The 22,566-nt window shown below is 61.7% G+C and carries 28 protein-coding genes; 10 read left to right on the forward strand and 18 right to left on the reverse strand.

The window, feature by feature from the left end; translation table 11 throughout:
- Position 1 precedes the first annotated feature (1 nt).
- Positions 2-511: an RNA polymerase sigma factor gene (locus FQP90_RS19110; protein WP_144652651.1), complete on the reverse strand. Its 510-nt coding sequence runs from the start codon at positions 509-511 to the stop codon at positions 2-4.
- 153 nt (positions 512-664) lie between these two features.
- Between FQP90_RS19110 and FQP90_RS19115 the strand changes: the two genes are divergently transcribed.
- Positions 665-1,642, forward strand: a complete 978-nt coding sequence (locus FQP90_RS19115) for a serine hydrolase domain-containing protein (RefSeq protein WP_144652652.1) — start codon at positions 665-667, stop codon at positions 1,640-1,642.
- Here the strand turns inward: FQP90_RS19115 and FQP90_RS19120 are convergent.
- The 8 genes from FQP90_RS19120 to FQP90_RS19155 form a co-directional block, all read right to left on the reverse strand.
- Positions 1,639-2,685 carry a HoxN/HupN/NixA family nickel/cobalt transporter gene (locus tag FQP90_RS19120; protein WP_144652653.1) on the reverse strand — a complete coding sequence of 349 codons (1,047 nt, stop codon included), beginning with the start codon at positions 2,683-2,685 and terminating at the stop codon, positions 1,639-1,641. The two genes, FQP90_RS19115 and FQP90_RS19120, sit on opposite strands and share 4 nt — an antisense overlap.
- A complete protein-coding gene (locus tag FQP90_RS19125) occupies positions 2,685-3,605 on the reverse strand; it encodes an urease accessory protein UreD (protein WP_144652654.1) in 921 nt (306 codons plus the stop codon). Before FQP90_RS19125 ends, FQP90_RS19120 begins: the two co-directional genes overlap by 1 nt.
- Before the next feature lie 136 nt (positions 3,606-3,741).
- Complete coding sequence (gene ureG, locus FQP90_RS19130) at positions 3,742-4,359, reverse strand: urease accessory protein UreG (protein ID WP_144652655.1); 618 nt, start codon at positions 4,357-4,359, stop codon at positions 3,742-3,744.
- A 15-nt stretch (positions 4,360-4,374) separates the two neighbouring features.
- Entirely contained in the window at positions 4,375-5,046 is a 672-nt protein-coding gene (locus FQP90_RS19135; RefSeq protein ID WP_144652656.1) for an urease accessory protein UreF, read from the reverse strand.
- Between the two features lie 132 nt (positions 5,047-5,178).
- Positions 5,179-5,652 carry an urease accessory protein UreE gene (gene ureE, locus FQP90_RS19140; RefSeq protein ID WP_144652657.1) on the reverse strand — a complete coding sequence of 158 codons (474 nt, stop codon included), beginning with the start codon at positions 5,650-5,652 and terminating at the stop codon, positions 5,179-5,181.
- Between the two features lie 6 nt (positions 5,653-5,658).
- Positions 5,659-7,389 carry an urease subunit alpha gene (ureC, locus tag FQP90_RS19145; RefSeq protein WP_144652658.1) on the reverse strand — a complete coding sequence of 577 codons (1,731 nt, stop codon included), beginning with the start codon at positions 7,387-7,389 and terminating at the stop codon, positions 5,659-5,661.
- The gene (locus tag FQP90_RS19150) at positions 7,386-7,754 is read right to left on the reverse strand and encodes an urease subunit beta (RefSeq protein ID WP_144652659.1); all 369 of its coding nucleotides are present in this window, start codon (positions 7,752-7,754) and stop codon (positions 7,386-7,388) included. Before FQP90_RS19150 ends, ureC begins: the two co-directional genes overlap by 4 nt.
- Positions 7,755-7,762: 8 nt before the next feature.
- Positions 7,763-8,065: an urease subunit gamma gene (locus FQP90_RS19155; protein WP_144652660.1), complete on the reverse strand. Its 303-nt coding sequence runs from the start codon at positions 8,063-8,065 to the stop codon at positions 7,763-7,765.
- 198 nt (positions 8,066-8,263) lie between these two features.
- On the opposite strand from FQP90_RS19155, the gene FQP90_RS19160 reads away from it, so the two are divergent.
- Positions 8,264-8,785, forward strand: a complete 522-nt coding sequence (locus tag FQP90_RS19160; RefSeq protein WP_144652661.1) for a flavin reductase family protein — start codon at positions 8,264-8,266, stop codon at positions 8,783-8,785.
- Here the strand turns inward: FQP90_RS19160 and FQP90_RS19165 are convergent.
- Genes FQP90_RS19165 through FQP90_RS19175 form a run of 3 tightly spaced genes read right to left on the reverse strand, consistent with a single transcriptional unit; the run spans position 8,782 to position 11,372 of the window.
- Positions 8,782-9,885: a D-TA family PLP-dependent enzyme gene (locus FQP90_RS19165; RefSeq protein WP_144652662.1), complete on the reverse strand. Its 1,104-nt coding sequence runs from the start codon at positions 9,883-9,885 to the stop codon at positions 8,782-8,784. The two genes, FQP90_RS19160 and FQP90_RS19165, sit on opposite strands and share 4 nt — an antisense overlap.
- Before the next feature lie 17 nt (positions 9,886-9,902).
- Complete coding sequence (locus FQP90_RS19170) at positions 9,903-10,907, reverse strand: LacI family DNA-binding transcriptional regulator (protein WP_144652663.1); 1,005 nt, start codon at positions 10,905-10,907, stop codon at positions 9,903-9,905.
- 57 nt (positions 10,908-10,964) lie between these two features.
- Positions 10,965-11,372 (reverse strand): RidA family protein, encoded by a 408-nt coding sequence (locus FQP90_RS19175; protein ID WP_144652664.1) that lies wholly within the window; start codon positions 11,370-11,372, stop codon positions 10,965-10,967.
- 180 nt (positions 11,373-11,552) lie between these two features.
- Between FQP90_RS19175 and FQP90_RS19180 the strand changes: the two genes are divergently transcribed.
- From FQP90_RS19180 to FQP90_RS19205, 6 genes are all read left to right on the forward strand, one after another.
- Positions 11,553-12,278 (forward strand): GAF and ANTAR domain-containing protein, encoded by a 726-nt coding sequence (locus FQP90_RS19180; RefSeq protein ID WP_144652665.1) that lies wholly within the window; start codon positions 11,553-11,555, stop codon positions 12,276-12,278.
- Positions 12,275-12,550 carry a hypothetical protein gene (locus FQP90_RS19185; protein WP_144652666.1) on the forward strand — a complete coding sequence of 92 codons (276 nt, stop codon included), beginning with the start codon at positions 12,275-12,277 and terminating at the stop codon, positions 12,548-12,550. The genes FQP90_RS19180 and FQP90_RS19185 overlap by 4 nt, the downstream gene beginning before the upstream one ends.
- Positions 12,547-13,341: a GAF and ANTAR domain-containing protein gene (locus FQP90_RS19190; protein ID WP_144652667.1), complete on the forward strand. Its 795-nt coding sequence runs from the start codon at positions 12,547-12,549 to the stop codon at positions 13,339-13,341. The genes FQP90_RS19185 and FQP90_RS19190 overlap by 4 nt, the downstream gene beginning before the upstream one ends.
- A 124-nt stretch (positions 13,342-13,465) precedes the next feature.
- Complete coding sequence (locus FQP90_RS19195; RefSeq protein WP_144652668.1) at positions 13,466-14,188, forward strand: GAF and ANTAR domain-containing protein; 723 nt, start codon at positions 13,466-13,468, stop codon at positions 14,186-14,188.
- A gap of 10 nt (positions 14,189-14,198) precedes the next feature.
- Entirely contained in the window at positions 14,199-14,486 is a 288-nt protein-coding gene (locus FQP90_RS19200; RefSeq protein ID WP_144652669.1) for a hypothetical protein, read from the forward strand.
- 99 nt (positions 14,487-14,585) lie between these two features.
- Positions 14,586-14,960, forward strand: coding sequence for a hypothetical protein (locus FQP90_RS19205; RefSeq protein ID WP_144652670.1), 375 nt, complete (start codon positions 14,586-14,588; stop codon positions 14,958-14,960).
- On the opposite strand, the gene arfA is transcribed toward FQP90_RS19205, so the two are convergent.
- Positions 14,957-16,483, reverse strand: a complete 1,527-nt coding sequence (gene arfA / locus FQP90_RS19210) for an arabinosylfuranosidase ArfA (protein WP_144652671.1) — start codon at positions 16,481-16,483, stop codon at positions 14,957-14,959. The genes FQP90_RS19205 and arfA overlap by 4 nt on opposite strands.
- Positions 16,484-16,608: 125 nt before the next feature.
- Between arfA and FQP90_RS19215 the strand changes: the two genes are divergently transcribed.
- Entirely contained in the window at positions 16,609-17,229 is a 621-nt protein-coding gene (locus tag FQP90_RS19215; protein ID WP_144652672.1) for a class I SAM-dependent methyltransferase, read from the forward strand.
- Between the two features lie 67 nt (positions 17,230-17,296).
- Here FQP90_RS19215 and FQP90_RS19220 read toward each other — a convergent pair whose 3' ends face one another.
- Complete coding sequence (locus tag FQP90_RS19220) at positions 17,297-17,734, reverse strand: hypothetical protein (RefSeq protein ID WP_144652673.1); 438 nt, start codon at positions 17,732-17,734, stop codon at positions 17,297-17,299.
- A gap of 85 nt (positions 17,735-17,819) precedes the next feature.
- On the reverse strand, positions 17,820-18,833 hold the full coding sequence (locus tag FQP90_RS23380; RefSeq protein WP_167510520.1) for a hypothetical protein: 1,014 nt from the start codon (positions 18,831-18,833) through the stop codon (positions 17,820-17,822).
- Between the two features lie 353 nt (positions 18,834-19,186).
- On the opposite strand from FQP90_RS23380, the gene FQP90_RS19230 reads away from it, so the two are divergent.
- The gene (locus tag FQP90_RS19230; RefSeq protein WP_144652674.1) at positions 19,187-19,576 is read left to right on the forward strand and encodes a hypothetical protein; all 390 of its coding nucleotides are present in this window, start codon (positions 19,187-19,189) and stop codon (positions 19,574-19,576) included.
- Positions 19,577-19,722: 146 nt separating this feature from the next.
- Here FQP90_RS19230 and FQP90_RS19235 read toward each other — a convergent pair whose 3' ends face one another.
- The 3 genes from FQP90_RS19235 to FQP90_RS19245 all read right to left on the reverse strand — a co-directional run.
- Positions 19,723-20,361, reverse strand: a complete 639-nt coding sequence (locus tag FQP90_RS19235; RefSeq protein ID WP_144652675.1) for a hypothetical protein — start codon at positions 20,359-20,361, stop codon at positions 19,723-19,725.
- 170 nt (positions 20,362-20,531) lie between these two features.
- Entirely contained in the window at positions 20,532-21,128 is a 597-nt protein-coding gene (locus FQP90_RS19240) for a hypothetical protein (RefSeq protein ID WP_144652676.1), read from the reverse strand.
- Positions 21,129-21,151: 23 nt separating this feature from the next.
- A partial coding sequence (locus FQP90_RS19245; RefSeq protein WP_144652677.1) for an alpha/beta hydrolase occupies positions 21,152-22,566 on the reverse strand: 1,415 nt, incomplete at its 5' end.

Below are 22,566 nucleotides of genomic sequence, written 5' to 3' on the forward strand. Positions count from 1 at the left end.
TTCAGACCCCCATCTTCTGTGTGGTCGGTTCGGCCCCGGCAGGCATCTGTTTCCGGAAGGCTGTCCGTGCCCGGTGGAGACGGACCTTGGCGGCGGACTCACTGCACTGAAGCACCCTGGCGATGTCGGTCGTGCCCAGGCCATCCCAGTAAGCCAGCTGTAGAATGTCACGGTCCTGCGCCCGCAGGCGATCCATCGCATCCTGTACCGCGACGTTCTCGGAATCGTCCCCGAAACGCTGCACCGCCGTCGTGCGCAGTTTTTCCTGCAGAGCCTGCTGCCGGTCGCGGCTACGGTAGGCATTACCCACCAAGTTGCGCGCAACGGTCAGCAGGTAGGCGAGATCGGGGCGGGCATCATCCGACCATTTTTGCCACATGACCCGGAAAACGTCGGCAGCGATCTCTTCAGCCATCTCCGCTGATTCCACGCGTCGGCGCACAAACCTGAAGACGGATGGATAGCTGTCTTTGTGAATGGCGATAAACGCCAATTCGCGCTCTGAAAGCACGATTGTCCCCCTGAAAAGTAGAGCCCTGAACTGCAGGATACTTGTATAGTTTCCGGCTCGGCCCCGGCAGTTACACGTGGCGGTAAGTTTCTTCGCAGGGCCATCACGATAGATTCAGATCACCAAAACCCCGAGCGAAAGCGTGGCACAGCAATGGTGGAAACAGGACCCGCAGCAGACTGGGCCCGTAAGCAGGTAGACCTGGGTCGGGTGCCCGTGGCAGTGCTCGGCATTGCCTCGAGCCAAGGCATCGAGGACGTTGTGGCGTTCGGGACCGACGGCGGCAGGCAAGCCACAGCCGACCACCACTTTGCGCTGTTCTCCGTCTCCAAACCGATCAGTGCCATGACCGTCATGCGGCAGGTGGAATTGGGGAAGTTGTCGCTGGGCAATGCGTTGAGTGACGCCCTGCCGGGCTTCGGCGCAGGCCGCACGGACACGGTGACGCTGGAGCACTTGCTGAGTCACCGCTCCGGGATTGCAGACCCGGCGCTCGACGGCGGCACGCCCCTCCGCGAGGACCTCACCTCCGCCGAACAGGCCTTCTATGCGGGTTCCCTTGTCCAGTATTGCAACATAGCCTTCGAAGGTGCTGCAGCGATGGCCGAGTGGGCTGACGGGCGCCCGTTCGAGGAGCAACTCCTGTCCTTGGCCAGCGATACCGGCGCCAGCGGCCTGACATTCAGCACCGAATGCAACCCGCACACCATCCACGGCACCGAAGCGGCCGGCCTGAACGTCAACGGCATGTACCGGAAAAAGCACCCGGGTGCCGGGTTGTTCGGTACTGCCACGGACCTACTCAACCTGGGTTCGGAGCTTCTGGGAGAGACCGGAAAGGCCGTTCGACCCGCCACGCTGGCCGCCATGCGTCGCCCGCGGACCACTGAGGTTTCCCACATCACCACCCGGCCCAAGCCCCTCCGCCATACCGGCCTGGGGTTCCAGTTGCCCGCCAACCAGTCCGAGCTGCTGGCACAGGGAATCTACGGCCATCCCGGGTGGGCGGGAACAGAATGGTGGATGTTCCCGGAGCAGGACCGCTGCGTGGTGTTCCTGACCAATGTGCTGGACACCCCGGATCTCGGCGTGGACACCACCGAGCTGTTCAACGCCGTGGCCGTTTCCTAGGAACCGGCCCTGACGCCCCGGCCACGCCAGGCTGATACGGCCCACACGAGCACGAAGAGTCCCACCAGGATCAGCCCTGCGTCCCCAAGGTCGATCTCTCCGAGCCACGTTGTCAGAGGGTCCTCAAGCCCGAAGGCGGCGTTGATGAAGCCACCGAGGGTGATCACGGAGATGAACAGCGCCGAGACGGCCGAGATTCCAGTGATCACGGCGTTGAAGCCGAGCTTGCGCTGCGGGTTGTGGATGGCCGACTTGTACATCTTCATCATGGCCACGCCGTTGGCGGAATCGCACAGGGTCATGGCGGCGGTGAACGCGAGCGGGAGCGCCATCAGGGCGAGCGGCGAGACTCCGGCGAGTGACGCCGTCGTGGTGATGACCAGCAGCCCGATGGTGGTGGCGGTATCGAACCCGAGACCGAAAAGGAAGCCGATGACGTAGATGTTCCGCGGCCGCTCGACCTTGGACAGGGGTTTGGCGAGCAGCCGGGCAACGAAACCTTTCGCCTCAAGGTCTTCGGGTCGGACTTCGCCGCCGGCCTGGACGTTCCGGTACGCCTGCGTGGCACGAACGAACGCGGAGCCGTTGAACAGTCCCATGGTCAGCAGGAACAACCCGGACACACCGCTGCCGATGAGGCCCAGGATCTTGTTGCCCGTGGTGCCGTCTTCCATGAACTGGCCGATCAGCGTCGCGCCTGCCACCACCAGCAAGCCGGCCAGGATCACCACGGAGCTGTGGCCAAGGCTGAACGCAAAGCCCACGCTCACTGGATCCTTGTGCTGCGCCACGAACTTGCGCGTGGAGTTGTCGATCGCGGCGATGTGGTCCCAGTCGTAGCTGTGCTTGATACCGGCCACATAGGCCGTGATCACCAACCCGAGCGCCAGCGGTTGAGCCGCCCCTGCGGAACCGGCCAGCAGAAGCACGACGGCGGCAACGTGCAAAGCGGCCACGGCACCAAAAGTGAACAGCAGCCGGGTCCGCAGGGATAACGTCTCCCGCTCCCGATACATGCTGGCAAACTCGGTCAGAGCAGTCATCAGTACTTCCTCAGGTTCAAGGGCGCCTGCCCATACCAACGTTCCCGGAGAACGCCGGTGCAGGCACCCAGCAATGTGTTGAGTTCCTCAGTGCTGTTCGACAACGATCGCAGCACAAGCCCACAGGTCCCGGCAATAGTCATCGTCAAAGAAACCCCTGTATACGCGTCAAAGTCCCGGGCTACGTGGGCCAGCTCGTCAGCCAGTCCCTGGTTCACCCGCGGATCCACCACCACCAACGACCCCAGATGGCTGAAGCCCTCCATGAACCCCATACCGGTCACATCGTTGACGGGTGGGAGAATCAGGAGGTTGTCGAGCGCCAACAGCTTCGCTCCGCTTCCGTCCTCGATCCAGATCTCATTACGCAATCTCACTTCTTCGTACTTGAAGGATGCGCCGTCCGGCGACCACCCCGGAGTGACCACCTCAGCCATGACGAGGCTCGACGACGGGTGGAGACGGATGCGCGAATTCTGCCGGTAGCTGGCCTCCCGGTACGCAATCAACTGATCGGGCACCAACTCCAACCGCGAGCCCTCCCCCAGCTGGATGTTCATCCGCTGCTCAGCGAACGACCCCGGAGTCCGGTACACCTTGGTAGCCGACTGCGTGGTCAACAACAACGCGGCATTGTTTTCAACCTCCACATCAATGAGGAACAAATCCGCCCCAAGGTACGCCCCGCCAGGATTGACCATGACGTAGCAAACCTGCCCGGACCCATCCAAGTAATGCGGCCTGAGTACCCTCAAAGCGCCCTCATGAAACTGCCGCGAAGCAACGGACCGCCCACCCCGCACACTAACGCCCAACTCCAACCGCCCCCGCACAGGCCCTTCGCCCAAGGCCAACGTGGAGCCGGGCCCCAGGTTCCCCACAACGTCTGAGCCGAAATCGACCTGCGTCGTCGTGTTCATACGCGCATCTCGCGTGGTGTCGTAACCACCGAGGCGGCGGAGCCGGGGATAAGGAACTGGCCTTTTGTCGCGGCAATGCGGGTGGGGCGATCCGCGGGCGCCGCCCAAGGTGACTTAACCGCCAACTCGCATCGGTTCATTGGGCCAAGTCGAGCATCAGGACGTCGCGGCGGATCCAGTTCAGGACTTCCTCCAGGCCGTCGTCCGTCTTGAGGTTGGTGAAGCAGAACGGTTTGTTGCCGCGGAATTCCTTGGAGTCCCGCTCCATGACGGAGAGGTCCGCTCCGACGTGGGGTGCCAGGTCCGTTTTGTTGATGATGAAGAGGTCGGACTTGATCATGCCTTGGCCGGCTTTGCGGGGGATCTTTTCGCCTTGGGCGACGTCGATGATGTAGATGGAGAAGTCGACGAGTTCGGGGCTGAACGTGGCGGAGAGGTTGTCGCCGCCGGATTCGACGAAGATGACTTGCAGGTCGGCGTGCCGGGTTTTGAGTTCTTCGATGGCCGCTGTGTTCATGGAGGTGTCTTCGCGGATGGCGGTGTGGGGGCAGCCGCCGGTTTCGACGCCGATGATTCGGTCCTCGGGCAGGATGCCGTTGGCGGCCAGGATTTTGGCGTCTTCGATGGTGTAGATGTCGTTGGTGATGGCGGCCATGGAGATGTCGCGGCTCATGTGGCGGGTGATGCGCTCCACGAGCTGGGTTTTGCCTGCTCCGACGGGTCCGCCGATGCCGATTTTGATGGGTTCAGACATGTGTCCTCCTGATGGTTAGCTCATGAACATGCGGGCACGTTGCCGTTCGTGCCGCATTTGTGAAATTTCCAGTCCGGGGCTCACGGCCCCGAAGTCGTCCCAGCACAGCTGTGTTACATCCAGGACGGCGGCAGCAACGGCATCGTGTGCGTGGCGAAGTACCCGTTGCCCGGCGTTCTGCCCTAGCGGGATGGCGCGCACGGCGTTCTGCGTCAGCGAAGTAACCGTGGCAAACATGTAGGCGGAAAGCGCCTCGTCGAAAGGGACCTTCAGCGACCGTGCAATAACCCCAAAAGCCAGGGGCTGATGCCCCATGGCGCCACCCTCACGAACAAGTCCCCGATAGACCTCCAACTCCCCCGACGGAAAAACCTCCCCGCCAATCTCAAGCAACCGCCCACCCATCTTCAAAGAAGCCTCCCGAACCTCCCGAGCCAACAGCTGCCCGGTAAGAACAGAATCCAACAAGCCCACATCCACCCCCTCATAAAGGAAGCGCAGAGCCAACCCATCTGAATAGACCAACTGCTGCCCCACAAATGCGCTCAACCAAGTACCGAAAGTGACCTCATCACCCACAAGCCCCCGCTCGATATAGCTCTCAAACCCCAAAGAATGAGCAAACGCCCCCGTAGGCAAGGCCGAGTCAGTCAACTGTTGAAGAGCCAGCTGATACGTCGCACTCATCGAGTGCCCTCAAGGGTGAGACGACAGCCAGCCGCGCCGGATTTTTGGGCCGCGGTGTGGAGGGCATCGCGAAGCGGGCACGGCCCAAAATCCGGGGCGGCGCCCCAGCCGCCACCGGTTTCGGGCATTCGCCTAGTGCGAGTGCTCAGCATGGCGGAACGGCACCGGCATGACCCGCTCTTGCCTGTCGTAGGGGACGCCGACGCTCTTCAGATAGTCCTCTACGGTGTGGTCGTACTGGCAAACCATGACTTCGGCTTCATATTCGGACGCGGCATCAAAGAACTGTGCCTGCAGATGCCGGTTGCCGAGCGAATGCGCCACTACCCCCATTTCGTGGATGCTCCTGGGCGCTATCACCAGGACGTCCGTGGGCAGCACGGAGATGACAATGACGTTGTGGTCGTCTTCGGCGAGGATGTCGCCGTCGCGGAGGTCGCCGGTGCCGCTGGGCAGGCGAATGCCGAGTTCCTTGCCGTGGTCGGTGGTGACGCGTTGGATGCGTTTGACCAGCAGGGCGCTGGGGAGCACTACTTTCTCTTTGTGGTGGCTGGCGTAGGCGTCGGGTTGTTCGTGCAGGTTGCCAAGGATTTCTTCGATAATCATGGGGTCCTAGAAGAGGAAGTAGCGCTGCGCCATGGGCAGCACGTCGGATGGCTGGGAGGTGACTTCTTCGCCGTCGACCGTCACTTTGTAGGTTTCGGGGTCGACGGCGATGTCCGGGGTTTCGCCGTTGTATTTCAGGTCCGCTTTGGTGAGGTTGCGGATGCCGGACACGGGCTTGATGATGCGTTCGAGGCCGAGTTCGGCGGGCACTCCGGCGTCGATGGCTGCTTGGGAAAGGAACGTGATGGATGTCTTCTGCAGGGCCCTGCCGTACGTGGCGAACATGGGCCGCATCGTCCGGGGTTGGGGCGTGGGTATGGAGGCGTTGGAGTCTCCCATCAGCGCGTAGGCGATCTGGCCGCCTTTGATGACCAGCTCAGGCTTCACGCCGAAGAAGGCTGGGTCCCAAAGCACCAGGTCGGCGAATTTGCCTTCTTCCACGGAACCGATCACGTCTGCCATTCCTTGGGCGATGGCCGCGTTGATGGTGTATTTGGCGACGTAGCGTTTGAGGCGGAAGTTGTCGGAGTCGGCGGAGCCGTGGGTGGTCCCGGTTGGATCCGTCAGCACTCCCCGTTGCCGTTTCATGGCGTCGGCTACCTGCCAGGTGCGCGTCACTACTTCGCCTACCCGGCCCATGGCCTGGGAGTCCGATGACGTGATGGCGAAGATGCCGAGGTCGTGGAGGACGTCCTCTGCAGCAATGGTTTCGGCCCGGATCCGGGAGTCGGCGAAGGCCACGTCTTCGGGGATGTCCGGGTTGAGGTGGTGGCAGACCATGAGCATGTCCAGATGCTCTTCGATGGTGTTGCGCGTGTACGGCAGCGTGGGGTTGGTGGAGGCGGGAAGGACGTTGGGCAGCCCGGCGATTTTGATGATATCCGGGGCGTGGCCGCCGCCTGCGCCTTCGGTGTGGAAGGTGTGGATGACCCGGCCGTCGATCGCCCGGATGGTGTCTTCGACGAAGCCGCACTCGTTGAGGGTGTCAGTGTGGATGGCCACCTGGACGTCGTATTCGTCGGCGACGCGCAGGGACATGTCGATGGAGGACGTGGTGGAGCCCCAGTCTTCGTGGACTTTGAGGCCTACGGCACCTGCTCGGATCTGCTCTGCGAGGGGCTCGACGGCGGACGCGTGGCCCTTGCCGAACAGGCCGATGTTCACAGGGAGCCCTTCGGCGGCCTGAAGCATCCGCGAGATGTGCCAGGCTCCGGGGGTGATGGTGGTGGCTTTGGTTCCTTCGGCCGGACCCGTGCCACCGCCAACCATGGTGGTGATGCCGTTGCACAGGGCCGCGGGAACCTGCTCCGGGGAAATGAAGTGGATGTGGGTGTCGATGCCGCCGGCCGTGAGGATCTTCCGTTCGCCGGCGATGATCTCTGTGCTGGCGCCGATCACGATGTCCACGCCGTCAGTGATCTGCGGGTTCCCGGCCTTGCCAATCTTGAAGATGTGCCCGTCTTTGAGGGCGACGTCGGCTTTGTAGATGCCGGTGTAGTCCAGGACCACCACGTTGGTGATCACGGTGTCCGGAATATTCTCCACGCGGGTCAGCTGGCCGTTCTGGCCCATGCCGTCGCGGATCACCTTGCCGCCGCCGAAGACCACTTCTTCGCCGTGAACTGTGTAGTCCTTCTCGATTTCGAGGAACAGCTCGGTGTCGGCCAAGCGGATGGCGTCTCCGGTTGTCGGGCCGTACAGCTCGGCGTATTGCCTGCGGGGAATCTCGAAGCTCACTGGTGGTCCCTTTCTGCTGCGACGCCCGGGCGGGATTCCCCGGCAACGCCAGTGCCGCCGTCGAGCTTTCCGTTGACTGCGTTGCTCAGGCCGAACACTTCGCGCGACCCCGCGAGCTGGATCAACTGGACGGTCTTCCTGTCGCCTGGTTCGAACCTTGCGGCCGTGCCGGCGGGGATGTCCAAGCGGCGGCCATAAGCGGCTTCGCGGTCGAATTCCAGGGCGCGGTTCGCTTCGGCAAAATGGTAGTGCGAACCGATCTGCACGGGCCGGTCGCCGTGGTTCACAACCTCGACGGCGATCGCCTCACGGCCGCTGTTGCAGGCAATTGTTCCGGGCTGGAGCCTGTATTCACCGGGGATCATGGGGGCTCCTATCGGATGGGATCGTGGACGGTGACGAGCTTGGTGCCGTCAGGGAAGGTGGCTTCGATCTGGACGTCGTGGATCATCTCCGGGACGCCTTCCATCACGTCTTCGCGGCGCAACAGGGTGGTTCCGTAGCTCATGAGCTCGGCCACGGTTTTGCCGTCACGGGCGCCTTCGATGAGCTCGTAACTGATGATCGCCACCGCTTCCGGGTAGTTCAGTTTGAGTCCCCTCCCTTGGCGCCGCCGCGCAAGATCTGCGGCCACCACGATCATGAGTTTCTCCTGCTCACGGGGCAAAAGATGCATCGATTCTCCTAGTGTCCGGGCACGGCGGTGTCAGTTGTGTCCAGAGTAGGGAGCGCAAGTTTCAGCTACGTTTCCACGGCGTCACAGGCGGGGGTCGGAATCACCCGAATTGACCTCAACTTAAGTTGAGGTCCTAGCATCAGTCAGGTGTGCGCCGGCAAAGCGGCGCCATCCAGACAACCCCACGAAGGTGCATTAATGACCTCTTCCCCATCCGTGCCATCCGCGCCCGTCGGCGAACTGTTCAGGGCCGCCTTCCGTGCCCATCCGGCGGGAGTCGCCATCGTTACGGCTTCCGGACCAGAGGGAGCGGTGGGGCTCACGGCATCGTCGGTGGCATCAGTGGCGGTGGATCCAGCGACGCTCGCATTTTCAGTGACCGGCGGCCGCTCAGCTTCCTTCATTGCCTCCGCGCAGACAATCGTGGTGCACCTGGTGGGCGCCGATCAGCTGGACCTGGCGCGGACTTTCGCGGACCCTGCCGCCCCGCGCTTCACCCACAGCATGGACTGGGAGCTGCTGCCCACCGGAGAGCCACTCCTCAGGGAGGCCCAGTGGGCGCTCCGCTGCGAGATCGTCCATCGGGCACCACTGGGTGGCTCGGTACTGTTGGCAGCGAAGGTCCTGGATATCCGGTCGAATCCGTCCAATTCAGCTCCGCTGGTTTACCACAACCGGGAGTTCCATACGCTTTTCCAGAGCGTCTCCGCAGTGGCTTAGTTGTTGCGTCCCCGGGCGGCCACGGACCACGTGTCCACCACGGACCCATCACGCACAACAGTGACTTCGTCCACCAGGTTCATGGCCAAGCAGACGTGGTTCGGGATCACCCTGAGCCGCGTGCCCAGCGCTGGAAGCTCAGACGAGTCCGGCCAAACAACCGTGGCGTGGTGTTCGGACAACGCCGTAACGCGGGCCTCCGGGTACTCGGGAAGCCTGGCGAATCCCGTGGCCCAATCCGGACGGTCGCTGCCCAGGATCTTGCTGCCGGCATCAACCACCACCCGACGCACGTTTCCACCAGCTGCCTCGTGACGGCTGACCACAGTGGCGGCCACGGTCAACGCAACGTCGTCCCATGTGCACCGTTCGAGTTCCAGCTGTTGTGCATCACCGAAGACGTAGACACCGGGGCGCAGTTCCGAGGCCATGGTCTCCCCGGAGATCAGGGCAGTGGGTGTGGAACCCCCGCTGATGGTCCGCACCTCGAAGCCCGCGGACGTCAAAGCGGCAGCTGCCCGCCCAAGGGCCTCGTTTTCATTGCTGGCCGCACCGGTGGGCATGCCGGGCTTGTAGCTATGCCCCGGGAAGGTGAAGACCCCTGCCACGTTCAACCCAGCCGAGGATGCCGCGCGGGCAACGTCCACCACTTCCTCGGGAAGCACTCCGCTGCGGTGATGCCCGCTGTCCACTTCAATCAGCACCTCAACGCTTCCCGCATCCGCGCCGAGCCGGCGACCCATCGCCGTCGCGCTTTCTGCCGAATCCACGCCGACCGCGAGGCGGCACTTGGCCGCCAGCGCCCGAAGGCGTTCCGCGTGCGGGGCTTCAACCCACAATGGGTAGGCGATGAAGATGTCATTCACACCGTCCGCTGCGAAGACCTCAGCCTCGCCGATGGTGGCTACGGTGATCCCTACAGCTCCGGCTGCGAGCTGCTTGCGCGCGATCTCCAGCGTTTTATGAGTCTTCACGTGCGGACGGAGCTGAAGCCCACGGTTCAGCATGTTCGACGCCATCCGGTCGATGTTCCGGTCAAGGATGTCAACGTCGATCAGGACGGCAGGGGTAATGACTTCGGCAGGGATCACGTGGTTCACCCTTAGACACTAACGCCCTACGGCGCAGACTGGCGGACACGCAGCGAGAACGCCGCCTCCGGCTGCTGCACGTCGCTGATACTGCCCTTCGCTTCGATCCGGTTGATGAGAAGTTCGACGGCGCGCTCCGCAATTTCCGTACGACCCGGCGCCACCGTGGTCAACGACGGCGACGCGAAACGGGCCTCATCAATGTCGTCGAACCCTGCAACGGCAACGTCGTCGGGAACTTTCTTTCCACGGACCAGAAGCTCGTGAAGCGCACCCAGGGCAAGGGCATCGTTGAGCCCGAACACCGCGTCAAAAGCCACCCCGCTGTCCAGCAGCCGGGCCGTGGCGTCAGCTCCGCCGTCGCGCCGCCAATCGCATCCGACTACCAGCGCCGGGTCGTACTCAACACCGGCGGCAGCGAGCGCAGCCTGGTATCCGCTCAGCCGCAGGCCATTACTGCCGGTCGTGTCGCCGTCGTTCGCACCAAGGACAGCTATACGACGGCGGCCTCCGGCCAGCAGGTGCGTGGTGACGGCAGCGGCGGCACTGTGGTTTTGGATGAGGACCATGTCCAGCCGCGGGTCCTCTACGAATTCGCCGAGGAGGACCAGGGGTTTGTTGCCGGCGGCCTCAATGATCTGCTCGGCATCGAGGGCGAGCGGGATGAACAGGAGGCCGTCGGTGAGGCTGCGGAATTGTCCTTGGAGGGCAGCTTTCTCGTGGTCTGCCTCGTTGCCGGACTGCTCCACCAACACCCGGTAGCCGCGGTCCCATGCCGCCTTCATGATGTCCGAGGCCAGCTCGGCGTAGTACGGGATGGAGAGGTCCGCCAGGACCAGACCCAGCATGCTTGTCTTGCCGGACCGGAGGCTGCGGGCCGTCAGGTTGGTCTCGTATCCGAGCTCATCGATGGCGTTCAGGACGCGTTGCTTGGTGGTTGGCCGGATGAACTCGTAATTGTTGATGACGTTGGACACCGTCTTCAACGAGACTCCGGCCGCGCGCGCGACGTCGTTCATGGTGACGGCCATGCAGATGCTCCTTTTGTACTGGTGGATACATCGTTGCAGATGAGGCCTGCGTGTGGGCTAGTCCGTTACGGCCGCCACGGCCTCGATCTCCACTAACTGGTGGTCGTAGCCGAGGACTGTGACGCCCATGAGGGTGCTGGGCACATCGTGATCCGCGAACGCCTCCCGGACAACCTCCCAGGCAGTGACCAGATCGGCCTGGTCCGATGACGCCACCAACACACGCGTGGAAATGACGTCCCCCAAATCCGCTCCTGCGGCATCCAAAGCCAATCGCATGTTGCTGATGGCTTTTTCGGCCTGCGCCTTGTAATCGCCGATACCCGCTGTGGTTCCGTCCTCGTTCAAGGGGCAGGAACCGGCCAGAAAGATCAGCCGGGCATCGCTGGGGGCTGTGGCCGCGTACGCATACTGCGCGACGGAACTGAGTTCATGGGAGCGGATGAGGGTGACTGCACTCGGCATGGGAGTCCTTCGTCTATGGTCCGTCTGTATCTTGTCGCAGGGCACCAGCGTAGTGTTTGAAGTAGGAGATTTCGGGTGTCGTCTATGTCCGGGGTTGAATATCCGGGCTTTGCGCGACCGCGAGCGCATAGCCGCCAGCCGGGGATGTGTGGACTCCGGCGTTGCTGGAATTGAGGCCGCATGGCCCAGAACAACGCAGTACCCACAGCCGAAGAGTTGCAGGACCTGCTCCTGGAAAGCCCTGGTTTCTCCGAATTCCTCCTTGGACTCACCACTATTTCTGCGTCCCTCCTGGGTGGCGACACACCCATGCTGTGCGCCATCACCGTTGAACGTGACGACGGTCCCGCCACGGTTGCCAGCAGCACAGTTTCCGCGCGCGTTTTGGACGAGAAGCAATACGAATTCGACGACGGCCCTTGCCTCACAGCGTTACGGACAGGTCAGCTCGTCCAGATTCCGGATCTGCACTCCGATGATCGATGGGCGGGCTACGCCGAGGCGATATCCGGGGCGCATGTCCGCAGTATGCTCGCCGTTCCCATCGGCACGGACAACGGGTCCCGCGCGGCCCTGAACTGCTATTCCACCGCAGCGGAGGCCTTCGATCCAGACACGTTGGAAGCTGTGCAGAGGCACGCCGACTCCCTGTCCAGGATCCTGCGGCTGGCCCTTCGGATGCATTCGGCAGACCCTTACCCTGCGGAGCTGCGGTCTGTGCTGGATTCACGAGCTGTGGTGGATGCGGCAATTTCCCTCATCATGATGCAAAACCGCTCCAGCAGGGAGTCCGCCATGAAACTCCTGCATCTGGCCGCGAGGAACAGCGATCAAGGGCTCCACGAAATCGCCAAGGACATGCTGACCCGGACAGGGGATGCTGAGCCGGAAAGCGGGAACTCATGACTGGCGCTCCCCTCGATCCGGCGGATCCGGAGCCGGAACAACCACACAAGTTTGCGGCCGACCGATTCAAGAACGCAGGCCTGAGCCTCAGTGGCTTGTGGGCCTACTATTACGGCATCGGAGGAACGGCTGACGAATTTGACCTCGACGGGTATCTCAATGGGCTGACAACGCTCGATCAGACCCAAATGGCACTCGTGGACACCGCACTCGAAGAGCTGCACGACGAGGGTCGCGGAGGTCCGGCCAGCGGCAGAAGGGGCAGTACATGACGGACACCCAGCCATCGCAGCACATCGGAAGCCCTCCCAACGGGCTGCGTCAGTATTACGAGGGAGTGGACCTGACGGACTTCGTAGTGCACCTCCAGGATCTCCTCGTGGAGAATGCGGACATCCGCGAGTTCCTCCAGGACCTCGCGGACATGACTGCCATGAAGTTGACCACCGAGGGAAACACCATTGCCTGCGGTGTCACGGTGATCCGGCAGAAGCAGCCAGTAGCAGTTGCGGACAGCGATGCCTTCGCCAGGACCTTGGACAAAGTGCAAAACAGCTTCGGCGACGGCCCTTGCCTGACGGCCCTCCGCACCAGCCTCGTCGTACACGTCCCGGACGTGGTTAACGAGCGACGCTGGCCGCGGTATATGCAGGCGGCCGCGGCCACAAGAGTAGGCTCCATCCTTGCCCTCCCCATGAGGTTGGGAGGCACGGGAGACGCCGTGGTGAACCTCTACTCCACGCGACCCAACGGATTTTTCCAAGAGAACATCGCTGTGGCCGAACGCCTCACAGCCACCGGCTCCAAAGCGCTGCATCTGGCCCTGAAAATAGCCCAGTTGCAGGACGCGCGCCAGCACCTCACCGCCGCCCTGGAGTCCCGCGCAACGATCAATACCGCCGTCGGAATCATCATGGCGCAGAACCGCTGCAGCCAGGATACGGCTTTTCAAGTCCTCGTCAAAGCTTCCAATCACCGTAACGTCAAATTGCGGGCCGTGGCCGCAGCTGTCATCGCCGGAGTCTCCGGCGACCAAGAGTTTCGAACAGCTTTCGAGGACTGAGAACCTGCCCGTTTACGCGGACATACTCCACGAAAAACCACTAGGCTGAGACAGTAGGGCGGACGCCAAGCATCCGCTTGTATTCCTATGTCGGCCAGCCGACACCAACGGCCGGAGAGAACCCATGACGAAGAAGCAACTTCCTCTGGATGAACTCTCCACCGCCATCGGCAGGATTCTGGGCCTCCTCCTGACCGAGGAAAAGGTAGACCACGCAGTCCAAAGCCTTTCGCAGGCCATCAGGGAGTCCGTTCCCGGGACCATCGGCGCGGGGGTATCCATCCTTGACTCCCAGGGCCGACGAACCAGCCGGGGCTTCACGGACACGGTGGTGGAGCAGGCTGATTTCCTCCAGTACCAATTGGGCGAGGGGCCGTGCCTTACCGCGTGGGCTTCAGAAGAGACGGTATTGGTCCATGATCTCAGCGCCGACTTCCGGTGGCCGGAGTGGACCGCAGCCGTCAGCGACCTCCCCATCACGTCGGTGATCAGCACGCCCCTGATGGCAGGCGGACAAAGCATCGGCGCCATCAAGGTCTACTCACCGGAATCGTCAGCCTACGATGCCGCCACCGCAAACCTGTTGGAGCTTTTCGCAACGCCCGCAGCCACCCTTCTCTCCCACATCCAAAGCGTCGAGACTCCCAAGCGCATCAGCGAGGGTCTCCAATCAGCCCTGCATAGCCGGGACTTGGTCAACCGGGCATGCGGCATTCTCATGGAACGCCACCAGATCCCCCATGAAGTTGCCCTCCAGCGCCTGCTGAAGCACACCCGCGACCACCGCAGTTCACTGCAAGCAGTCAGCGCCGAGATAGTAGCCGGGATCCCGGCAGACCAGAACTAAGGCTCAGGACATGGGCTTCGACACCAACGAACCCGAACAACGGCGCAAACTCCGGGCCGCGATCGATGCCGGCGACATCAACATCGGCAACCTCTGGTTGTACTACTTCAGCATTGGTGGATCAGTAGGCGAATACGAGGTTGAGGCCTATCTGCAGGGCATGATCTCCATCCCGGAACTCGAACGGGACCTGCTCGCAATGGCAGCCAACGACCTCCTGAACAACCATGGCGGACCCCGGGCACCCTACTCGGACGAACTCCCCGAGGATGGTTCACCGACCTCCGAGGACCCCTGAACCTCACCCGTCACACATCGCTCATACCCTTGCAACGCCCCCGCAACAAACATGCGCAATGCTGGGGTCAACGGACGGCGACAGCTGAGGGGAGCACACATGAGCATCGCAAACAGGGACTTGTTCCAGGCCCTGAAGACACAGGCAAGCTTGGCACAGGCATTTGGCACCATGCCGGGGAGCGCTGAGGAATCCCACGCGCTGAGCCCTGGAGACTACATCGAGGCTTGGCACAACGGCCGCCTCTACCACCGGGGCACGGTGGTCAAGACCGTCGCGGGGACCGACCTTTTCTGGCTTCAGGACCACACTGGGAGCCGACGACTTCTGGACATGGAGTCGATGGACATTGTGACTGTTGACCAACCCGCTCCGGCACCTGCAGCTCAGGCACCGGAGCTTACCCCGACGGCCACGGTCACACCGATCTCGCCGTATCCGATCTTCCGGGACGGTTCGCAGCAAATCGCCTAGGAGTCCAGCGCAAGCCTGATCATGCTCCAGCTCACGGCCGGAAGCGCCGCGGTGAGCCGACCGCCGTCGAGCTTTGCACTGACGTTTTCGGACGGAAGGACCGACGTCGAATCGTCGGCTGTCGCCTGCCAGTACGGGTCCTTGTTCGAGTAGGTGACCGCCTCAATGACTTTGCTTGCATTGAGGCTTCCGACGGCGGCATCCAGCGTCAGTGCGTCCGTCGCCGAACGGTTCACGGCGAAGACGACGGCTTCCCTTGCCATGGCGTCATAGGTCGCCACTGCCGAGAGAGACGTGAAGCCCGAAGTCTTTTCGCTGGCCAGCTGCGGGGACTCGACGGCGAGATTGAGCACCGTGCCTGCGGCGTGCTGCGAGGTGAGCGCGAAGGGGTGGAACGTGGTCTGCTTCCACGCACGTCCGCCAGGCTCGGTCATGATGGGTGCGATCACGTTGACCAGCTGCGCGAGGCTCGCTGAATGGACGCGGTCCGTGTTGCGCAGCAAAGTGATGAGCAGGTCGCCCACCACCACAGCGTCAGCAACCGTGTAGCGGTCCTCCAGCAGCACAGGCGCCACCGGCCAGTCGTCACCCGTGGGTGCTTTGGACTCGTCGCGGGACATGTGCCACACGTTCCACTCATCAAAGGAAATGTTGACCTGCTTTTCGGATTTCGTTGCCGACTTCACATGGTCGATGTGCGACACCAGATCCTTGATGAACGCCTCCATCCGATACCCGGCGGACAGGTGTTCCTGCAGGTCGCCGAAGTCCTCGAAGTACTGGTGCGCCGAGATCAGGTCCACTAGTTCGTAGGTCTCGTTGAGGACCACGCGTTCCCATTCGCCAAACGTGGGCATGGTGGGCGCCGAACTACCGCACGCCACGAGCTCCAGGTCCGGATTGACCATGCGCATGGCCCTTGCCGTTTCGGCGGCAAGCCGTGCATACTCCCCGGCCTTCTTGTGGCCAATCTGCCAGAAGCCGTCCATCTCGTTGCCGAGGCACCACATCGTGATGTTGTGAGGCTCGACGGCGCCATTCGCCTTGCGCTGTTCGGACAAGGCCGTTCCACCCTTGATGTTGGAGTACTCCAGCAGGTCCAGCGCTTCCTGCGTGCCCCTGGTGCCCAGGTTCACCGCCATCATGGGTTCGACGCCGGCCTTCTGTGACCACTTGGCGAACTCGTCCACGCCTACCAGGTTGGGGTCCGTTGAATGCCAAGCAAGGTCCAGTCTTGTTGGGCGGTCTTCCTTTGGTCCCACTCCGTCTTCCCAGCGGTAACCCGAGACGAAGTTGCCGCCCGGGTACCGGACTGTCGAGACACCGAGCTCTTTGGTGAGCTCCAGAACGTCGGTGCGGAAGCCGTCGTCGTCCGCCTTGGGGTGTTCCGGTTCGAAGATACCCGTGTAGACGCAGCGGCCCAGGTGCTCGACGAACGCCCCGAAGGTCTTCCGTCTGACAGGGCCCACGACGAACGCGGGGTCGATGGTGATTTTGGCCGTGGGTTTTTCTGGAGTTCCCAAAGGGTGGGTCCTTGTCTGCTCGTTTTGCTGGTTTCTATAACGTTGTAGAAACTATGCTGACGGGGTGTTGATGCGGGAGTCAAGAGATTTCTTGCTGTGGCCGCTCGGCCCCTAGGCTGAGACCCATGTCTTCCGCTGTGGTGAGAGCCGCCTATTCTGCGCGTTCCGCCGAGTACACCTCGTTGTTCGGGTCCCTCAGCAGCACCCATCCTGCCGACAGGGAGCTCGTGTTGTCATGGGCCCAGGGATTGTCCGGGAAAGTCATCGATGCCGGCTGCGGGCCTGGGCAATGGACAGCCTTCCTGCACTCCGCCGGGGTGGACGTCCAAGGCGTGGACTTGGTACCGGACTTCATTGAGACGGCCAAGCAAGCCTGCCCGGATGCCCAGTTCTCTGTCGGGTCACTTGAACGGCTGCCCACCCCGGATCACTCATTGGCGGGAATCCTCGCTTGGTACTCCCTGATCCACATCTCCCCTGCTGAAATCAGCCGGGTTCTGAACGAGTTTGCCCGGTGCCTCAAACCAGGCGGTGGCCTCCTGATCGGCTTCTTCGAGGGCCCGGCGGGTGAACCGTTCCGGCACGCAGTGACTCGCGCCTATTTCTGGTCTGCGGAGGAGATGTCGGGACTGTTACAGGAAGCCGGTTTCAGCATTGTCGGCACCCACTCCCGCGTCGACCCCGGAGTCCGTCCCCATGCGGCTATCGTCGCGAAGCGGGGGCTTACGCCCGGTCGCGTTGGCTGAACGCGCCTACGCGCATTGATTGCTGTGCACCAGCCCAGAGTCAACAAGGGGCCGGGGCTCTTCAGCCCTACTTCGTGATTGGCGAGGGACTGGCGCTTGCTTCCTGCCTGTCCAATTCCTCATAGATTTCATGCTGATCCCCGACGACACAGGCACTGTTCACCTCCAGACCGGAGCCTTTGAGGTTTGCGAAGTAGGACAAAAGGTGCCCCCGTTCTCGTTGCCCGTCGGATGTTCTGCAATCCATGCTTCGGGTGCCTTTATCGACCCATTTCTGGGGTCCGATAGCTTTCTGGGTTTCGGTTTTGAACGCTTGGAGATCCTTGAGGGCTTGTTGTAGTTCTTCTACCTGGGCTTTGACGGCTGCGGGGTCGCTGGGATTGCTTGAGCCGGCCATGGGGTTCTCCGTGGCAGCGGGCGTGCAAGCGGTCAAGAAAGCTGCCCCCCAGAACAAAGCGATAGTCACGCGCAGGGTTTTCAGTCTCATCCGGAGTTCATGGGGCATGCGGTTCACTCTTTTCTGAAACCGTTCCACAGGCCCCAAGCCAGCACGAGGCGACATAGGCAGTTCCTTTGGCGCACCGAACTGCTTACTTCGCAGACGGAGAGGAGCTGGGGCTAGAAGGGGTCCCGTAAATTTCGGGATACAGCTCTTTGTAGATGGCGTTTTGGTCTCCTGCGACGCACGCGCTGTTCATCTCGAGGCTGAAGCCTTTAGTGGTAGCGGTGAAGGATACGAGATGTCCGCCGTTCTCATTGGCATAGAGGCGGATGTTTCCTGGGTCCCGGGGGTTGGTTTCGACACGGGTGGTGAAGCCTTTGGATTCCCAAAACGCCTTGACAACGTTGACCGACGATTCCAAGTCGAGGGTTTCAAGGGTCTGACTCATGACGCTGTAGTTCACACCCTCTTCGCCCTTAGGGGTGCTGCAGTCCATGTTTCGGAGGCTTTTATCCGTCCACTGCTGGGGCCCGATGGCTTGTTGGGTTTCGGTTTTGAAGGCGTGGAGGTCCGCGAGGGCTTGTTTGAGTTCTTCGACCTGGGCTTTGACGGTTGCTGGGTCGCTGGGATTGGCTGAGCCGGTCATAGGGTTCTCCGTGGTGGGTGTGCAGGCGCTCAGTGCAACGGCCGCGCAGACTAACGCGGCGAGTATGCGGCTGGTCTTTAGACGGAAGGCGCGGGATTGGGACACAAATTCGCGCAGCTTGCCAGGATCAGCTGAGCTGGTTGCGCCTCCCACTCCGCCGGCGAATCGAACCCGGTCGCTCGCGGCAAACACCGCAGAAATCGTGGGTGCAGCGACCGGCCATTCCATGGGCATCGGATCGATCGCCACGCTCTGGAAAGTCTGAAAGTGTTGTTCACGGACATCGGCGCGTTGCTGCCAGGCAAGCCGGCCCCGGTCATCGGCCCGGACAGCCAAAGCGTGGTTGAACAAGGTCGCATAGCCGCCCTTAAAGTCCTCCATCGCATAACCCGTGGCGACACCCAGGAAGCTACCTTCGGAGCGCAGGGTCTGATCCGCGGAATCAGCAGCGCTAATCAAAGCGTCGGCGGCGCCATCGTCGAACGCAATCTCCACCGCCGTATCAAAGATCCGCACGCCGAGCCCCCTCACTTGGATAATTAATCCATCGAATAGCATAACTGAAGGAGCCAGAGTGTGCGGGAGCCCACGCAGTTGATTGCGCTCAAGAACTTGTCAGGCATTCTTGTAAGCTTGAGGCCGGGTGAACCTCATGGCGACGGGGTTCCCTCTAAGCACCACGAGGTAACACTGACATTGGTGGACGGGTCAACATTCCCGCTGCCGAACTCCGAATGGCTGAGCAATGCAGGCGCAGAACGCATGGAGCGGCTTCTCCACGGCCTTTATGCCGCACTAGTCTGAATGAATGGCACTGCTACTAGAACAGCGCCAGGCGTCGTTTGCGCGATGTCTCGCAGGGTTGACTCATGAAGTTCAAGCGCGCCGCGGCGTCTTACTTCCTCCCGGAGTTTTCCACTACGCTGTCCAGAGTGTCCGTTGGCGCGGGCGTGATTTTGACCTCGCTTAGCTTCTCAGCCTTGTCGGCCACGTCGTTCAGTCCGTTGATGAACAGCAACGGTGGGTTTATGACTAGCGCTGGTGGCCCGGCGATCGCATCCTCCGGATGTACCGCTTCTCGCCGGTACAGCAAGATGACACACCCCAGATCATCGCTGGCGAATGTGCCCACCTATTACAAGGACCGCCTCAGGGAAGCGTTTAGGAAGCTCTGGTCGTCGACAGATCGCCCCGATGTTAGAACCTTGAAGGCATGGGATGGTCACATGTTCTTCTTCATCTCTCGCGTCATCTCGTAGTAGGACTTGAGCCGCGGGACGGGGTAGCTGGTCAGCCCGTGGAGCCGACGGATGGTGGCCGCGTCGCGGGTGAGCCCGTTCGCTTTGAGAACCCCGGAAGCCTTGCTGATGATTGAGCTGAGCCGGGCAACTTCAGAGCGCAGGGCTTATATCTCATTCCATTCCTGGACCTTGGCTGCACCAAGCCAGCCTTCGATGATGGCCGCCGCTTCGGTGAGATCTTCTATACGCGGCCGGGTTGATGATCCGCTGATGGTCCATCTCTTCTTACCCAACCTGCCTAGGGAGACCAGTTCAAAGTGCTCTTCCCGGGCCTCATTCAGCACCTTCGCGAGCTCCGACTGAACTTTAGACGGATCATTCATGGCCAGCCGTCGAGCCAGTTCCATGGACGCGTCCAAGGACAGGATCAACTCTCCGTCATCCTCGAAGCACAAGCTGTCTACGAACTCTTCCCACCGAATGGAGTGGAGTTTACGGAAGGCCTCGGGGTCGCTCACCGCTGTTACTCCCGCATAATTCCCAGCCCAGTAGTTGAGCGAGTTTGTCTTGTCGAAACACCCGAATGTAAGTTCAACGACTTCGGCGTCTACGTCAGATGCGCGGGCTGAGGCGCTGGCTATCGCCTCCCATTTCGCTTCTGTCTCCTGGAATCGGGCAAGGTCCCCCCATGGGCATTTGAGCCGGCCGATGGGAGCCCAGGTCTCTTCGCCTTCTTCCTCGATCGCTACGAAGGCGATGTAGGCGCGATGGGGATGCTTGATTCCCAGTTTGACTACGCGCACTTCTTGAAGGCTGTCGTTCTTACGGGCTCGGTATGCCCAGTGGGAGTTGATCGAACTTATCAGCAGGAAACGTTCGCGAGATAGAGTCCATTGCCTCGGAAGGGAGGTCATCGGCTAGCTTCAAGTGCCTATGGTCGTAATGCCGGCAGAAGGAGCGTGCTGTAACGGCTCTACTTTGTGGTCGGCGAGGGGGTGGGGCTCGCTTCCTGCCTGTCCAATTCCTTGTAGATTGCGGTTTGGTCTCCGGCGATGCAGACCGTGTCCATCTCCAGACTGGAGCCTTTGATGTTTGCGTAGTAGGACAGAAGGTGTCCGCCGTTCTCGTCAGCGTAGAGGCGGATGAGACCTGGGTCCCGGGGGTTGGTTTCGGTTCGGGTCGTGAAGCCCTTGGATTCCCAGAACGTTCTGACGACGTTTACTGACGCTTCCAGATCGACGGGGTCGGAAGTTTGGCTCAGGATACTGTAGTTCACTCCGTCTTGCCGGTCGGATGTGCTGCAGGCGCTGTTGACAGGGTTGTCTGTATCCGCCCATTTCTGGGTTCCGATGACTTTTTGGGTTTCGGTTTTGAAGGCGTGGAGATCCTTGAGGGCTTGTTTTAGTTCTTCTACCTGGGCTTTGACGGTTGCGGGGTCGCTGGGATTGCTTGAGCCGGTCATGGGGTTCTCCGTGGTAGGGGGCGTGCAGGCGGTCAGTGCAAGAGTCGCGCAGAACAATCCGGCGAGTATGCGGCGGGCCTTGAGCCGGGCCTTGGGTTCATGGGGCATGTGGTTCACTCTTTCTGAGTTGTTCAACGGCCCGCAAATCCAGCCGGTGGCGATACCGGTCGTGCGCCTGGCAGGATTCGGTCTCCGTTGCCGGTTGTTGTTAGGGCAGCTTCATACAGGGCGGTGGTTCCCTTGTCTAGGTACCCGTAACCGCCACCGCCCTTTTCGTTCACCAGTGTGTTGTGTTCGGTCGTGCCTTCATAACGGGTCCCCTCGATTGTGGCCTCTTCCGAGGAGAACACTTTCGCACCGAAGGACTCCAGCCGCGGATCCTGGCGTTGGAAGCGACCCAAATCAGCCAGTCCGTCACCGCTGGCTTCGGTGGTGTAGACCTGCCCGGCGGGCACGTGGAGATCTCCGGCGTTCCGGATCTCTTTCTCTATCCCGGCGGAGCCGAGCATCGTGAAGGAAGCGACGTTCAATTCCGCGGCGGCAAGGGCGTTGGACGTCACGGTGTTGCCGTAGGAATGGGCCAGTACGTGCAGGGTCTCCGTGGTCCTGTTACCCAAACCCTCTCTGACGGCGTTGAACCCCTGGAGGTCTGTGACGAAGCGTTCGGCGCCGGCCCGTGCTGCGTCGCCGCTGTTCACGGTCGGAACCGTGGGCGGTTCGTAGTTGATCCACGCCACCACGGCAAAGGACTCGCCCGGGAAAAGCCGCTGTTGTTGCCGTTTCAGGTTGTTGGCGTTTGTTGCCCAGTCATTGAAGCCGCTTTGGGGTGTGATGAGCATGCCGGACACAGCGTAGGTAACGTAGTCAGCCGTATCGGGGTTACCGGCGGAGACCTGTGCTTTCGGTGAGCCGTGGGTCAGATCGAAACCCAGCAGGACAGCTTTGGTTCCGCCCGCGTTCCTCAGTGCATCGGTGATGCCGTTCAGGGCTTTTTGTTGGGTTTGCAGCCGTGTCCAAGCCGGGTTGGTCATGGACATGCCTTGGCTGGCGGGCAGTAGGTGAGGCGTCCTGGCCAGTTCAGCGTTGATGCGGTCCTGCTCGGTGAAGAAGCGCTTGCGGTTGGCGAGGTTCCGGGCGGTCGCGGTGATTCCGTTCAGATTCCCGATGACTCCGGGGATGGCCTCGATCAGGAGCAACTGGGCCTCGCCGGGTTCAATTGCCCCGTCGACGATCGTGTGGCCGAGACCGCCCCACCACTCGGCTATCACGACGGAGTCCAGCCCTGGTTGTTCGAGCAGCCCCTGAAGTCGGTCCTTGTTGCCAGGTACGGCGAGCCAGGCTTTCAGTTGTGCGGCGTTCAGGGCCCCGAAATCGTTCAAACCGACTTGCCCCGGTGGTGCGTACATTATGAGAGCGCTATTGAGCATGGTCTCGGGCAGGGAGCCGCTGCCGGCTGCTTCGAATGCCGCGGCGATCTGCTCAAGCCACGTCGCGTCAGCGGCGTTCTCAGTCAGCAGTTCCTCGAACCCCGACACAAACGTGACAC

It is taken from the genome of Paenarthrobacter nitroguajacolicus, from assembly GCF_007786235.1.
Lineage (GTDB): Bacteria > Actinomycetota > Actinomycetes > Actinomycetales > Micrococcaceae > Arthrobacter > Arthrobacter nitroguajacolicus_A.